Raw genomic sequence first — 15,196 nt, forward strand, 5'->3', positions numbered from 1 at the left:
GTGCGTCAGACGCACCGAACGCCACATTGGGTGCGTTGGACGCACCCAACGCCACATTGGGGCGCTTGAGGTGACCACATGAAAACGGCGGGTGCTCCGAGGAGCACCCGCCGTCCCAAACTTCGCGTCAGCGTCAGCCGCGAACGACCTTGCCCGCCTTGATGCACGAGGTGCACACGTTCAGGCGCTTGCGCTGGGACACACCCACCTTGGCGTGGACGGTCTGGATGTTCGGGTTCCACCGGCGGTTGGTACGGCGGTGGGAGTGCGAGACCGCCTTGCCGAAGCCCGGTCCCTTGCCACAGACGTCGCACACGGCAGCCACGTCGAACTCCTTTGGATCTGGGTCATAGAAATGAGCCCAGATGCACTGGGCAACTCGACCATAGTAACTACTGCGTTCCGGGCCCCCGGCACCGGGTCGATACGCTGCCCGGGGACCGGTCAGGAGGTTACGGGGTGCGGGTGCTGGACGCGGCGGCGGTGTCGGCCTGGGCGGCGGGCTGTGTGCACAGCCTCGCGAGCCTGCGGCCGGCCATCGACGAGATCAACGTCTACCCCGTCGCCGATTCCGACACCGGCTCCAACATGCTCTTCACGATGACCGGCGCCGCCCGCGAACTTTCCGGAGCCGTCCCGGAAACCGCCGCCGAGGCGCTGAAGATCCTCGCGCGGGGCGCGGTCGCCTCCGCCAAGGGCAACTCCGGCGTGATCCTCTCCCAGGTCGTGCGCGGGCTGGCCGACCGCGCCGAAGGCGACCTGGACGGCCCGTGGCTGGCGGACGCGCTCGGGCACGCCGACGAGGTCGCCACCGGAGCCGTCAGCCGCCCGGTCGCCGGGACCATCCTGACCGTCCTGCACGCCGTCGCCCTCGCCGTGCGCGGGGACACGAGCCCGCTGCCCGAAATCGCCGCGAAAGCCGCGAAAGAGGCCGCGCACGCCTTGGAGAAGACGCCCGAGCAGCTGCCCGCGCTGGCCAGGGCCGGGGTCGTCGACGCCGGTGCCCGCGGCCTGGTCGCCGTACTCGACGCGCTGGTCGGCGTGCTCACCGGCGCCCCCGTCGAGCAGGACCACGCCCTCGAGGCCCCCGCGCACGCCGAGGCCTACGCCTGGGAGGTCATGTACCTCCTGGACGGCGTCGAGGAAGCGAGCCTGCCGACCCTGCGCAAGGAGCTGAGCGGCCTCGGCGACAGCGTCACCGTGGCCGGCGACGGCGCGGGCAGTCACGCCGTGCACGTCCACTGCGCCGACATCGGCGCCGCCATCGAGGCCGGGCTGGCGCTGGGCCGCCCGCGCAGGATCCGGGTCGAGCCCCTGCTCACGCCGACGCCGATCGAGCCGGGCGGCGGCATCGACCGCACCGTCGTCGCCGTCGTCCACGGCGGGGCGCTGGCCGAGCTGCTGCGCGCCGAAAGCATCCCGGTGCTGGCCGTGCCCGACGGCGGGACGCCGAGCGTCGAGGACATGATCGGCCTGCTCAACGAGGCCGCCGGGCAGCAGGTGACCGTGCTGCCGGGCAGCGTCGCCCTCACCGCCGCGGCCGACACCGCGGCCGGGCACGCGATGGCCGCCGGCCGGGACGTCGTCGTCATCCCGTGCGCCTCGCCGGTGCAGGTGCTGGCCGCCCTCGCCGTGCACGACGCCGGGCGCCGCACCAACGACGACGTCGTCGCGATGGCCGAAGCGGCCGCCGCCACCAGGCGTGGCGAACTGCGGATCGCCCAGGAGGAGTCGCTAACCTGGGTGGGCCGGGCCCAGTCCGGTGACGTGGTCGGCCTGGTCGACGACGAGGTGGTGCTGATCGAGCCCGCGCCCGCGTCCGAGACGAACCTGGTCGCGGCCGCGATGAAGGTGCTGAACCGGATGCTGGCGCTCGGCGGGGAGCTGGTGACGGTGCTGAGCGGGGCGGCGGCCCCGCCCGGGGTCGCCGGGGAACTCGCGGAGCAGCTGCGGGTGGAGCACCCGGAGGTGGAACTGACCAGCTACGCCAGCGGCCAGGCGGACGCCGTGCTGCTGATGGGAGTCGAATAGCGGATGGCCGGACTGCGCGACAAGCTGCCGTTGCTGCTGGGCGCCAAGACGGCGAAGGCGCTCGCCACGTCGCTGGACATCGAGACGGTCAGCGACCTGCTGCGCCACTACCCGCGCCGCTACGCCGAGCGCGGCGAGCTCACCGACATCCACGGCCTCGAGCTGGGCGAGCACGCCACCGTGCTGGCGCGCATCGAAAAGGTGAGCAAGCGGCGGATGAAGGCCCGCAACGGCACCATCCTCGACATGGTCATCACCGACGGAAAACGGCGACTGACCTGCGCGTTCTTCAACCAGGCCTGGCGGGAGAAGGACCTCGTGCCGGGCAAGACCGGCCTGTTCGCCGGCAAGGTGTCGGCCTTCCGCGACACGCTGCAGCTGACCAACCCCGAGTACGAGCTGTTCGACGCCGAGAACGAAGCCGAGGCGATGGACAACTTCCTCGCCGCGATCATCCCGGTCTACCCGGCGGCGCAGGGCATGCCGACCTGGTCGATCGCCAAGTGCGTGCGGCAGGTCCTCGACGTCCTCGAGGTCGGCGACGACCCGATGCCCGCCGAGCTGCGGCGGCTGCACAAGCTGGCCGACCTCGACAACGCGCTGCGCGGCATCCACCGCCCCGAGAACTGGGCGCACCTGGAGGCGTCTCGCAAACGCCTGAAGTGGGACGAAGCGATGGCCGTCCAGCTGATCTTCGCGCAGCGGCGCCACTCGGCCATCTCGCGCCCGGCGAAGGCGAACCCGCACGTCAGCGGCGGCCTGATGGACGCCTTCGACAAGCGGCTGCCCTTCGACCTGACCGCGGGCCAGCGGGCGATCGGCGACGAGATCGCCGCGGACCTGGCGTCCGAGCACCCGATGAACCGGCTGCTCCAAGGCGAGGTCGGCTCGGGCAAGACGGTCGTCGCGCTGCGGGCGATGCTGCAGGTCGTCGACAACGGGCGGCAGGCCGCGATGCTGGCGCCGACCGAAGTCCTCGCCGCCCAGCACGCGCGATCGCTGCGGGAGATGCTCGGCGACCTCGGCCAGGCCGGCGAGCTGGGTGCGGCGGAGAACGCGACGAAGGTCACGCTGCTCACCGGGTCGATGGGCGCGAAGGAGCGCAAGAAGTCACTGCTGGAGATCGTCAGCGGCGAAGCGGGCATCGTCGTCGGCACGCACGCGCTGATCCAGGACCACGTCGAGTTCGCCGACCTCGGCCTCGCCGTCGTCGACGAGCAGCACCGCTTCGGCGTCGAGCAGCGGGACGCGCTGCGCACCCGCGGGGCCGGCGACACCAGCCCGCACGTCCTCGTCATGACCGCGACACCGATCCCGCGCACGGTCGCGATGACCGTGTACGGCGACCTGGAAGTGTCGGCGCTGCGCGAGATGCCGGTCGGGCGGTCGCCGATCGCCACCACGGTCGTGCCGGTCGCGGAGAAGCCCGCCTGGTTCGAGCGGATCTGGCAGCGCGTGCGCGAAGAGGTCGGCAAGGGGCACCAGGCGTACGTCGTGTGCCCGCGGATCGGCGACGAGCCGCCGTCGGACAAGAGCGACAAGCGGCCGCCGCTGGCGGTCCTCGAAGTCGCGCCCGAGCTGGAACACGGGCCGCTGCAGGGCCTGAAGATCGGCGTCCTGCACGGCCGGATGCCGCCCGACGACAAGGACGCCGTGATGCGCGCGTTCTCGGCGGCCCAGCTGGACGTCCTGGTGGCCACCACGGTGATCGAGGTCGGCGTGAACGTGCCGAACGCGACCGCGATGGTGATCATGGACGCCGACCGGTTCGGCGTCAGCCAGCTGCACCAGCTGCGCGGCCGCGTCGGCCGGGGCAGCGTGCCGGGGCTGTGCCTGCTGGTCACGGAGACCTTGGACGGCACGGCGACCCGCGAGCGGCTGGCGGCGGTCGAGTCCACGACGGACGGTTTCGAGCTGTCCCGCCTCGACCTGGAGCTGCGCCGCGAAGGCGACATCCTCGGCGCCGCGCAGTCCGGGAAGCGGTCCACGCTCAAGCTGCTCTCGCTGCTGCGGGACGAGGACGTGATCGCCGCGTCCCGGGCCTTGGCACAGGAGCTCGTCACGAAGGACCCGGAGCTGACGAAGTACCGCGGCCTGGCGCAGATGGTCGCCGACGTCGTCGACGTCGAGCGCGCGGAGTACCTGGAGAAGAGCTGATCCGCGCGGCCACGGCCGCCGACGCCCCGGCGATCGGGCAGGTCCACGTGACGTCGTGGCAAGCGGCGTACGCGGGCCTGCTGCCGGCCGACTTCCTCGCGCGTCTCTCGGCCGGAGAACGGGCGGCGTCCTGGGCGCGGCGCATCGGCGAGGGTGTCGGGCAGGTGCTGGTCATCGAAGAGGACGGCGTCGTCGCGGGCTTCGCCGCCTTCGCGCCTTCGCAGCTGTACGCACTGTACCTGCGGCCGGAGTTCTGGGGCCGGGGTCTCGGCCGCGCGCTGCACGCCCGCGTCGTCGAAGCGATGTCCGGTGACCGCGCGATCCTGTGGGTGCTCGCGACCAACGAGCGGGCGAAGGCCTTCTACCTGCGGCAGGGCTGGGCGGACGACGGCGAGACCGCGACCGAGACCCTAGAAGGCGTCACCCTGGACGTGGTGCGGTTCAGCCGTCCGCTGCCGTGAAGACGCCGGCCTTCGCGGCGGCCGCGGCGGCTTTGGCGGCGAGGTCGGCGTCCCGCGGTGTCACGCCCTCCCGGGAGACGAACAGGCGGTAGAAGACCGGCCCGCAGGCCACGCGCACCGGCTCCACGGGATCGGTGCCGGGCGGGACTTCGCCGCGCTCGATCGCCCGGGTCACGGCGGCTCCGGAACGGGCGTGCCGGTCGACGTAGAACTCGCGCAGGGCGTCGGCCGCGCGCGGGGAGAGGAAGGCCGCCGAGATCGACGCCGTGGGCAGCTCGCGCTCGCCCGGGGTGGTGAAGTAGCGCACCAGCTCCAGGTTGATCGCGCGCAGGTCGCCTTCGAGGGTCCCGGTGTCCGGCACCGCCCACTCCTGCTCGGCGCCCATCAGGAGAGCCGCCGCGACCAGGCCTTCGGCGGACTCCCAGCGGCGGTAGAGCGTCGTCTTGTGCACGCCGGAGCGTTCGGCGACCGCTTCGACGGTGAGTTCCAGGTACCCGCGTTCGCCGAGCAGCTCCAAGGTGGCGTTGAGCGCGGCGAGGCGGGTCCGCTCGGTGCGGCCGCCCGGACGCTTGGTCCCGGAAATCTCGGTTGCCAACTGCTACTCCTGTTGCGTTAGTGTGCCCAGTATGACAGGAACCGTCGCCGTTGCCGAAATCGCCGAGCTGATCGGCGACGCCGAAGTGGTCGCCATCGGTGAGAACAACCATCACATCCGCGAGTTCGGCGTGCTGCGCGACCGCCTCCTGCGTCACCTGGTCACCGAACGCGGGTTCACCGTGCTCGGGTTCGAAGGCGGCTTCGCGGAGGGGCACCTGGTCGACGCGTGGCTGCAGGGCGGTCCGGGCGAGGTCGCCGACATCGCGCGGGACGGGTTCACGTTCGGTCTCGGCGACTCGGCCGAGGTGCACGAGATGCTGACCTGGCTGCGCGGCCGGGGTGTCCGGTTCTCCGGGCTCGACGTGCCGAGCTCGGCGGGCTCGCCGGTGCCGTCGCTGCAGGCGTTGCGCGCGGAGGTCCTGCGCGTGGACCCGGCGAATGTGTCCCTTGTGGACAACGCGCTGGCCGCGTGCGAGCCGTATGCGTCGGTGAGCAGCGCGGTCGCGCCGGGGCGCTACGGTGCCATGAGCGTCGAAGCGCGGGATGCCGCGACGACGGCGTTGACCGTCCTCAAAGGACATGTGGAGTCCCTGGGCTACGGCGAGGTGGCCGCGCACCACGCGGAGGGCGCGCTGCGCGTCGACCTGTACCTGCGGGAGCTCGACGCGCTGATGGCGGGCCGCGCGCCCGAGCCGCAGAGCTCGTCGCGGGACACGTACATGGCGGCCTCCGTCCGCCTGCTGCGGCGGCGGTTCCCGGGCGAGAAGATCGTGCTGATGATCCACAACGGACACCTCCAGCGCGTCCCGTTCTCGCCGATGCCGGGCATGACGGCGCCGTCGGCGGGCACCCACCTGGCCGCGGAGCTGGGGGACCGCTATTTCGCGCTGGCCCTGACCGCCGTCTCGGGGACGACGACCGGCCTGGCCCCCGACCCGGCGTACCCGCTGGGGTTCCGGATGTTCGAGCAGGCTTTGGGCGAGCCGGTTTTCGGGAGTGTCGAGGCGACGCTGGCTCCGCAGGCGCCCTGCGTGGTGGCGCACCCCGCGGCGTCGAGCATCCGGCACGCGCACATGACGCCCGCGGTGGACGTCGCGGCCGCGTGGGACGCCGTCGTCTGCCTGGAGAAGCAGGAAACGATTTTCGCGGGCACTGCCGAATAGGTGCGCCCGTTCGGCTGATTGCCGCAACGCGCGCGAAAGGCGTTTCCTACCGGTATGGCCGGGCGGAGGCGGGCGCTGATCGTCGCCAACGGCGAGTACGACAACGCGGGATTGCAGCGGCTGGGCTCGCCCGCGGCGGACGCCGACGCCCTGGCCGGGGTGCTCGCCGACCGGGCGATCAGCGACTTCGAGGTCTCGGTGGTGCGGAACGAGACCGCACACGTGGTCCAGGCGGAGATCGAGGACCTCTGCCTGGAGGGCAAGCCCGACGACGTCCTCCTGATGCACTTCTCGTGCCACGGCTTGAAGGACGACGCGGGCGGGCTCTACTTCGCGGCCCGCAACACGCGCCCGGACCGCCTCAGGTCGACGGCAGTGCCGGCGGACTTCGTGCAGCAGTGCATCCGGCAGAGCCGGTCGCGCAGCATCGTGCTGTTGCTGGACTGCTGTTACGGAGGGGCGTTCGGCCAGGGCGTGGCGGTCCGCGCGTCGGCCGACGCGAACGTCCTGGACAGCTTCCGCGGCGGCCGCGGGCGCGCGGTGATCACGGCGTCCAATTCGATCGAGTACGCGTTCGAGGGGGCCACGCTGGCCTCGGACCAGCCGGCCCAGCCCTCGGTGTTCACGTCGGCGTTGGTGGAGGGCTTGCGCACGGGCGAAGCGGACCGCGACGAGGACGGCTTGATCGCGCTGGGCGAGTTGTACGAGTACTTGTTCGACCGCGTCCGCGAGCGCAATCCCAAGCAGACGCCGAGCCGCGACATCGAGATGCAGGGCGAGCTGTACCTGGCCAAGAGCCGGCGCCGCCGCATCAAGCCTTCCCCGATCCCCCCGGACCTGGCGTCGGCGATCGCGGCGGAGAACCCGTTCACCAGGCTGGGAGCGGTGGCGGAGCTGCGGAGGCGGTTGTCGAGCCCGAACCTCCCGGTGGCCATGGGGGCATTCGAGGCGCTCAGGGCAATGGCTGCGACGGACATCGAGCACGTGGCAGCGGCGGCTTCGGACGCGCTGTCGTCCGCGGTGGTGCGGGTGGACGTTCAGTCGGTCCGCTTGTCGGCGGCGGCGGAGTCGTCGGCGTCGGGGAAGTTGAGGGTGCTGGGCCCACCGGTGGCGCGAGAGGTGCGGTTCGAGGCGGCGGAGCCGTGGATCGCGGTGCGCGAGGTACCGGGCGGGGCGGAGCTTGCGGTGACGGCGGGGTCGTCGGGGGTCAGGAGTGGGCGGGTGGTGGTGAGCGGGCCGACCGGGGAAGTCGTGGTGGCGGTGGAGATCGAGGCGCTGCCGGTGGTGGAGCCCGCCGACCAGCCGGTCACCGCGGCGAACACTAGCCTTGCGCCGGCGGCACCCGAGCGCCCGCACGCCTCCGAACCGCCCGCTGGGGAGCCTGCTGCCGCGAGGGGCACTCGCCCCGCGGCCGCGCCGGTGGTCGCGGCGGAAGCCGTGCCTGCGCCGGTGGCCGGGAAGGCCGAGCCGCCGCAAGCTTCCGAACCGTCCGCCACCGCGCCGGGCGCCGTGGTCGCGCCGGTGGCGGCCGAAGGAGCCGCGCCTGCGCCGGTGGCCGGAAGGGCCGAGCCCCCGCAAACCTCCGAACCGCCCACCACCCAAGCCGTGGCCGCCGAGCCACCCAGCCAGCCGGGGGCCGTGGATCCCGTCGGCGGGTTCGCCGGGGTGGCGGCCGTCGCCGGCTCGGTGTTCGCCGTGGCCGGGTTGCCGCTCAAGTACCGCTGGGACAGCTACACCCTCGCCGAATACCGCCCCGGCATGGAGTACTACGTGTGGCTCGTGGCCGCCTGTGCCCTGCTCGCCGGGCTGCTCACCCTCGCCCCTCGGACACGAGCGCGGACCGGCCCCGCCCTCCTCACCGGCGTCGGGCTCGCCGCGCTTTTCGGGCTGGCGCGGTTCGTCGGCGAGAGCGTCACCCTGTCCGCGGCCACCGCCGCCGGTTCGCCGGACACCGGGATCACCCTGGTCGCGTTCGTCGCCTCCGACTCTTCGGGCACCGGGCTGAACGCCGGCTTCACCTTCGTCCTCCTCGCGCACGTCGCGTGGGTGCTCGCCGGGGCCTGCGCGCTGGTGGCGCTGCGCCGGAACCGCGCCGTCGCGCTGGGGCCGGTGCGCGGGTGGGCGGGCTGGGCGGCGATCGGGCTCGGCGTGCTGCTCGGCGCCGGGTGGATCGCCCAGCTCGTCGAACTGTCCACCTACGACGCCGACAGCGCCGGCCGCAACGCCGCCTACTACGTGCTCGGCGCCCTGCTGGCCGTCCTCGTTCCCGTCGTCGCCGTGGTGCTGAGCCCGCGTCCGGTCGGCTGCCTGGTGCTGGCGTCGGGCGTCGCCGGCCTGGCCGGGATCCTCGGGCCGACCTTCGCCGTGCTGGTGGACTACTCCTCGCTGACCTACGCGGGCCAGGTGATCGCCGTGTCGGCGCTCGTGCTGCTGGCCGTCGACACCGCCGTCCTCGCGCGGCGGAATCAGCCGAACGGGCGACAGGCCTGAGTTGTCCTCCGGCCCCCACCGGGGTACCACGACGATCATGAGGATGCTTCTCGCGGCGGTGGCCGTGCTCGCCGGGCAGGTCTCGACGGGCGGGATGCAGCCCGATCCGCCCAGCTGGGGGCTCGACCGGATCGACCAGCGGACCGGCCTCGACCACGCCTACCACTACGCGAGCGACGCCTCGGGCGTCACGATCTACGTGATCGACAGCGGCGTCGACGCGAAGCACCCGGACTTCCAGGGCCGCGTCGCGCCCGGGCGGGACTTTCTCAAAGGTGGGTCCGACACGTCCGACCTCAACGGCCACGGCACCCGCCTCGCCGGCGTCGCCGCGGGCAAGGACTACGGCGTCGCGAAGGGCGCGCAAATCGTGCCGGTGCGGGTGCTCGACAAGGACGGCGGCGGCGCGACCGACCAGATCATCGCGGGCATCGACTGGGTCGCGCAGAACGCCCAGCAGCCGGCGGTCGCGGTCCTGGGCATCGGCGGCGTGCCGAACGACCAGCTCGACGCGGCGGTCAAGCGCCTGGCGACGGTGGTCCCGATCGCGGTGCCGGCGGGCAGCGAGACGGCCGACGCGAGCGGCTTCTCGCCGGGCCGGGTGCCGGAGGCCCTGACGGTGGCGGCCGCCGACGCCCAGGACCGCCCGGACAAGACCTCGAACTCGGGCCAGGACGTCGACCTGTACGCCCCGGGCAGCGACATCCCGTCCCCGATCGCGGGCGGAACGAGCGCCGGGCCGGAATCGGGCACCTCGATGGCGGCGGCCTTCGCGGCCGGGGTGGCGGCGGTGTACCGGGCCCAGCACCCGGAGGAGACGCCGGCGCAGGTGGACGAGGCGCTGGTCCGCGCGGCGACGCCGGACGCGCTGAAGGAGGTTCCGGACGGGACGGCCAACCGGCTGCTGTACGCGCCGCCGGGCGGCTGAGGTGCGGGGTCGGCTCCGCCGGCTGAGGTGTGGGTCGGCTCCGACGCTGGCTGGGGCGGGGTTGGCGCCGACCGGTCGGCCGAGACGCCGGCCGGCTGAGGTGTCGGGTTGGCGCCCCGGCTGGCGGGGCTCTGGGTGTGCCCGGCTGGCTGGGCAGGGTTGGCGCCCAGACCGGCCGGGTTACTGGGTTGGCGCCCCGTCTGGCTGAGGTCGCGGGGTTGGCGCCCTCGACCGGCAGAGGCGCAGGGTTTGTGCTCCGGATCGCTGAGGCATAGGGCGCGTGCCACCGGCCGGCTGAGGTGCGGGTCGGCGGCCCGGTCGGCCGAGGCGCCGGTGGGCTGGGGTGCCGGGTTGGCGCGCCCGGCTGGCTGGCTGGGCGCGAGGTTGGCGCCGCCGGCTGGTTCCGGTGCGGGGTTGTCCACAACGCGGCCGAGGTGTGGACGGCATGTCTGACCTGCGGCTTTTGCGGCTTCTGTGTCCGTCGGGCCCGATAGGATGGACACGGGGATGGCCCCCGGGAGGGTGGGCCCCGCTCTGGGGCTGGCTCCTAGCCTGGCTCTGCTCGCGGACGGGCTGCCCGAGGGTTCCGGCGCTGCCCGAGCGTTCCGACGCTGCTCAAGGTTCCGGCGCCGCCCGCGGAAGCCGCCCCGGCCAACCAATTGCGCTACGCGCCGTCTGGCGGCGAAGGCCCGGCTCCGGAAAGCTGAACCCCGAGGAGGTGCGCCATGCCCGGATTCCCGCTCGAACGGCGGCAACCCTCGTTCGACCTGGCCGAGCTCGTGGGCCGGAAAACCGAAGACGCCAAGGCGCGCTGCGAGCGTGACGGCTTCCAGGTGGAGCTCCTCGACCAGCACTCCAAGGTCACCCTGGAGCTCAACCCGAACCGCATCCGCCTCACCGTGCGCCGAGGCCTCGTCGAGGACTGCCACCAGGGGTGACCACCGAACCCCCTGGTCCGCATGATGTCCATCACCCGGGACTGAACTCCCGCAGAGCGGGAAGAACCGGGTAACGTGCGTTGACTTACCGATCCAAGAGGGAAGGACCGGGCATGTTCCGCAAGGTTCTGGTGGCCAACCGCGGGGAGATCGCGATCCGGGCGTTCCGCGCCGGCTACGAACTCGGTGCCGGCACGGTTGCCGTGTTTCCGCACGAAGACCGCAACTCGCTGCACCGCCTGAAGGCCGATGAGGCGTACGAGATCGGCGAACCCGGTCACCCCGTGCGCGCCTACCTCTCGGTCGACGAGATCGTCGCCGCCGCGAAGAAGGCGAAAGCCGATGCCGTCTACCCCGGCTACGGCTTCCTCTCCGAGAACCCCGATCTCGCGCGCGCGTGCGAAGAAGCGGGTATCACCTTCGTGGGCCCGAGCGCCGAGATTCTCGAACTCACCGGTAACAAAGCTCGCGCCGTCAAGGCCGCGCGCGAGGCCGGCGTTCCGGTGCTCGGCTCGTCCGAACCCTCCAGCGACGTCGACGCCCTGGTCGCGGCGGCCGACGAGCTCGGCTTCCCCGTCTTCGTCAAGGCCGTCGCCGGCGGTGGCGGGCGGGGCATGCGCCGGGTCGAGGACCCCGCCCTGCTGCGGGAGTCCATCGAGGCCGCCGCGCGGGAGGCCGAGTCCGCCTTCGGCGATCCGACCGTCTTCCTCGAGAAGGCCGTCGTCGAGCCGCGGCACATCGAGGTGCAGATCCTCGCCGACGGCGAAGGCAACGTCATCCACCTCTTCGAGCGCGACTGCTCCGTGCAGCGGCGCCACCAGAAGGTCGTCGAGCTCGCCCCCGCCCCGAACCTCGACCCCGAGCTGCGCGACCGCATCTGCGCCGACGCCGTCAAGTTCGCCCGGCAGATCGGCTACCGCAACGCCGGCACCGTCGAGTTCCTGCTCGACAAGCACGGCAAGCACGTCTTCATCGAGATGAACCCGCGCATCCAGGTCGAGCACACGGTCACCGAAGAGGTCACCGACGTCGACCTCGTGCAGTCGCAGCTGCGGATCGCCTCCGGCGAGACCCTCGCCGACCTCGGGCTGTCGCAGGACAAGATCTACCTGCGCGGCGCCGCCCTGCAGTGCCGCATCACCACCGAGGACCCGGCCAACGGCTTCCGCCCGGACACCGGCATGATCTCCGCCTACCGCTCGCCGGGCGGCTCCGGCATCCGGCTTGACGGCGGCACCGCCTTCTCCGGCACCGAGATCAGCGCCCACTTCGACTCGCTGCTGGTCAAGCTCACCTGCCGCGGCCGCGACTTCAAGACCGCCGTCGGCCGCGCGCGCCGCGCCGTCGCCGAGTTCCGGATCCGCGGGGTCGCCACGAACATCCCGTTCCTGCAGGCCGTCCTCGACGACCCGGACTTCCGCGCCGGCCGCGTCACGACGTCGTTCATCGAACAGCGCCCGCAGCTGCTCACCGCGCGGCAGTCCGCCGACCGCGGCACGCGGCTGCTGACCTACCTCGCCGACCAGACGGTCAACAAGCCGCACGGCGAGCGCCCCAAGACGCCGGACGCCACGATCAAGCTGCCGAAGCTCCCGAAGGACGCCCAGCCCGCGCCCGGGTCGAAGCAGAAGCTCGCCGAGCTGGGCCCGGCCGGGTTCGCCGAATGGCTGCGGAAGTCGCCGCACATCGGCGTCACCGACACGACCTTCCGCGACGCGCACCAGTCGCTCCTCGCCACCCGCGTCCGGTCGAAGGACCTCCTCGCGGTGGCGCCGGTCGTCGCGAACACGCTTCCCGAACTGCTGTCGCTGGAGTGCTGGGGCGGCGCGACCTACGACGTCGCGCTGCGGTTCCTCGCCGAAGACCCGTGGGAGCGGCTCGCGGCGCTGCGCGAGGCCGTGCCGAACATCTGCCTCCAGATGCTGCTCCGCGGGCGCAACACCGTCGGGTACACCCCGTACCCGACCGAGGTGACCACCGCCTTCGTCCAGGAAGCCACGAAGACCGGCATCGACATCTTCCGGATCTTCGACGCCCTCAACGACGTCGAGCAGATGCGCCCGGCCATCGAAGCCGTGCGCGAGACCGGGACCGCCGTCGCCGAGGTCGCGCTCTGCTACACCTCGGACCTGTCCGACCCGGGCGAAAAGCTCTACACGCTCGACTACTACCTCAAGCTGGCCGAGCAGATCGTCGGCGCCGGGGCGCACGTCCTGGCGATCAAGGACATGGCCGGGCTGCTGCGCGCGCCCGCGGCGACCAAGCTGGTCACCGCGCTGCGCAAGGAGTTCGACCTGCCGGTGCACATCCACACCCACGACACCGCGGGCGGCCAGCTGGCCACCTACCTCGCGGCGATCAACGCGGGTGCGGACGCCGTCGACGGCGCGGTCTCGTCGATGGCGGGCACGACGTCGCAGCCGTCGCTGTCCTCGATCGTGGCGGCCACCGACCACTCGGCCCGCACCACCGGGCTGGACCTGCGGGCGATCGGCGACCTGGAGCCGTACTGGGAGAGCGTGCGCAAGATCTACGCGCCGTTCGAGGCCGGGCTGGCCTCGCCCACCGGGCGCGTCTACGACCACGAAATCCCCGGCGGGCAGCTGTCGAACCTGCGCACCCAGGCCATCGCGCTCGGCCTGGGCGACCGGTTCGAGGACATCGAGGCGATGTACGCCGCCGCGGACAGGATCCTCGGCCACCTGGTGAAGGTGACGCCGTCGTCGAAGGTCGTCGGCGACCTCGCGCTGCACCTGGTCGGCGCGGGCGTCTCGCCGGCCGATTTCGAGGCGGAGCCGAACAAGTTCGACATCCCCGACTCGGTGATCGGCTTCCTGCGCGGCGAGCTCGGCGACCCGCCGGGCGGCTGGCCGGAGCCGTTCCGCACCAAGGCCCTGGAGGGCCGGGCCGCCGCGAAGCCGGTCGTCGAACTGTCCGAAGAGGACCGTGCCGCGCTGGCCGCGGAACCGCGCCGGACGCTCAACCGGCTGCTGTTCCCCGGCCCGACGAAGGAGTTCGAGGCGCACCGCGAGGCCTACGGCGACACGTCGGTGCTGCCCAGCAAGGACTTCTTCTACGGGCTGCGGCCGGGCGAGGAGTACCCGGTCGACCTCGAGCCGGGCGTGCGTCTGCTCATCGAGCTGGAAGCGATCGGCGAGGCCGACGAGCGCGGCGTCCGCACGGTGATGTCGACGCTGAACGGCCAGCTGCGGCCGATCCAGATCCGCGACCGCTCGATCGCCTCGGACGTCCCGGCGACGGAGAAAGCCGAAAAGGGCAACCCGAAGCAGATCGCGGCGCCGTTCGCGGGCGTGGTGACGCTGCAGGTCGCCGAGGGCGACACGGTCGAAGCCGGCGCGACGGTGGCGACGATCGAGGCGATGAAGATGGAGGCTTCGATCACGGCGTCGGCCGGCGGCAAGGTGGCCCGGCGGGCGATCACCGCGGTGCAGCAGGTCGAAGGCGGTGACCTCCTGCTGGTCCTCGAGTGAGCGTTGCGCCGGGCGATACGCTCGGCGGATGCTGATCAACGCGGTACCGCAACGGCAGGGCGCGGCCGGGCCGCGCGCGGCGGAGCTGCCGGACGGCTGTGTGGCCCTCGCGGAGCTGGCCGGGCACGTGCTCGGCCGGCCCGTGCACCACGTCCGGCAGACCCGGGCGGTGTCCGAAGTGGACCGTGGGGTGTTCTCCCGCGCGGTGCTGACCGGCCCGAACCGGGCGGCCCAGCTGGCGGCCCTGGAGGCCCCGGGCGGCCCGGTCCTGACGATCGGCGGCGACTGCGGTGTCGAGCTGGTCCCGATCGGCGTCGCGCGGTTCCGCCACGGTCCCGGGCTGGGCGTCGCCTGGTTCGACGCCCACCCGGACCTGAACACGGCTTCGACGTCACCCTCGGGGGCGTTCCACGGCATGGTGCTGCGGTCGCTGCTCGGCGAGGGCGACCCGGAGTTCGCGGCGGACCCGGCCCTGGAGCCGGGCCGGGTGGCCCTCGCCGGGACACGCGCGTTCGACCCGGAGGAAGAGGCGGCGGTCGGCCGGGGTCTGGCGGTGCGGTCGGTGGCCGCGTTGACGGGCGTGGAGAAGCTGTACGTGCACGTGGACTTGGACGTGCTGGACGCGCGCGAGTTCGCGGGCCTGAACTACCCGGAACCGGACGGCTGGACGATCTCGCGGCTGGTGTCGGAGCTCGACGCCCTGGCCCGGTTCGAGGTGGTCGGGGCGGGGATCACGGAGTGCGTGGGGACGCCGCGCGAGGTGGAGGTCCTGGAGCCGGTGGTCGCCGCGATCGGGCGGCTGCTCGGGGGGTAGGGAGCGGTTTCGCGGCCCGGGAGGGGCGGTGCTCGGGCTGCCTTGGGCCGGGAGGGGCGGCGGGCGGGGCTCAGCGGCCGGGCGGCTGGTGCCGGTTCGGCTCGGCGCTCGCAGGCAAGCGGCCCG

General features: G+C 72.7%; 11 protein-coding genes. 9 read left to right on the forward strand and 2 right to left on the reverse strand.

All coding sequences use genetic code 11. The features are described 5' to 3' along the window. Positions 1-133: 133 nt before the first annotated feature. Positions 134-325 carry a 50S ribosomal protein L28 gene (gene rpmB / locus ACWEF6_RS24810; protein ID WP_176172341.1) on the reverse strand — a complete coding sequence of 64 codons (192 nt, stop codon included), beginning with the start codon at positions 323-325 and terminating at the stop codon, positions 134-136. A 134-nt stretch (positions 326-459) separates the two neighbouring features. Between rpmB and ACWEF6_RS24815 the strand changes: the two genes are divergently transcribed. Genes ACWEF6_RS24815 through ACWEF6_RS24825 form a run of 3 tightly spaced genes read left to right on the forward strand, consistent with a single transcriptional unit; the run spans position 460 to position 4,649 of the window. Next, on the forward strand, positions 460-2,031 hold the full coding sequence (locus tag ACWEF6_RS24815; RefSeq protein WP_449685134.1) for a DAK2 domain-containing protein: 1,572 nt from the start codon (positions 460-462) through the stop codon (positions 2,029-2,031). Between the two features lie 3 nt (positions 2,032-2,034). Further along, entirely contained in the window at positions 2,035-4,188 is a 2,154-nt protein-coding gene (gene recG / locus ACWEF6_RS24820; protein WP_449685135.1) for an ATP-dependent DNA helicase RecG, read from the forward strand. A 47-nt stretch (positions 4,189-4,235) separates the two neighbouring features. Further along, on the forward strand, positions 4,236-4,649 hold the full coding sequence (locus ACWEF6_RS24825) for an N-acetyltransferase family protein (protein ID WP_449685136.1): 414 nt from the start codon (positions 4,236-4,238) through the stop codon (positions 4,647-4,649). Here the strand turns inward: ACWEF6_RS24825 and ACWEF6_RS24830 are convergent. Next, the gene (locus ACWEF6_RS24830) at positions 4,630-5,244 is read right to left on the reverse strand and encodes a TetR/AcrR family transcriptional regulator (protein WP_449685137.1); all 615 of its coding nucleotides are present in this window, start codon (positions 5,242-5,244) and stop codon (positions 4,630-4,632) included. The two genes, ACWEF6_RS24825 and ACWEF6_RS24830, sit on opposite strands and share 20 nt — an antisense overlap. Positions 5,245-5,275: 31 nt before the next feature. On the opposite strand from ACWEF6_RS24830, the gene ACWEF6_RS24835 reads away from it, so the two are divergent. From ACWEF6_RS24835 to ACWEF6_RS24860, 6 genes are all read left to right on the forward strand, one after another. Next, a complete protein-coding gene (locus ACWEF6_RS24835; RefSeq protein WP_449685138.1) occupies positions 5,276-6,409 on the forward strand; it encodes an erythromycin esterase family protein in 1,134 nt (377 codons plus the stop codon). Between the two features lie 54 nt (positions 6,410-6,463). Further along, entirely contained in the window at positions 6,464-8,899 is a 2,436-nt protein-coding gene (locus ACWEF6_RS24840; protein ID WP_449685139.1) for a caspase, EACC1-associated type, read from the forward strand. 43 nt (positions 8,900-8,942) lie between these two features. Continuing rightward, positions 8,943-9,827, forward strand: coding sequence for a S8 family peptidase (locus ACWEF6_RS24845; protein WP_449685183.1), 885 nt, complete (start codon positions 8,943-8,945; stop codon positions 9,825-9,827). A 725-nt stretch (positions 9,828-10,552) separates the two neighbouring features. Then, a complete protein-coding gene (locus ACWEF6_RS24850; RefSeq protein ID WP_449685140.1) occupies positions 10,553-10,765 on the forward strand; it encodes a hypothetical protein in 213 nt (70 codons plus the stop codon). 113 nt (positions 10,766-10,878) lie between these two features. Then, on the forward strand, positions 10,879-14,256 hold the full coding sequence (locus tag ACWEF6_RS24855) for a pyruvate carboxylase (RefSeq protein WP_449685141.1): 3,378 nt from the start codon (positions 10,879-10,881) through the stop codon (positions 14,254-14,256). A 28-nt stretch (positions 14,257-14,284) separates the two neighbouring features. Continuing rightward, entirely contained in the window at positions 14,285-15,070 is a 786-nt protein-coding gene (locus ACWEF6_RS24860; protein WP_449685142.1) for an arginase family protein, read from the forward strand. The last annotated feature ends 126 nt before the right edge of the window (positions 15,071-15,196 follow it).

The sequence above is a fragment of the Amycolatopsis sp. NPDC004772 genome (assembly GCF_053601215.1).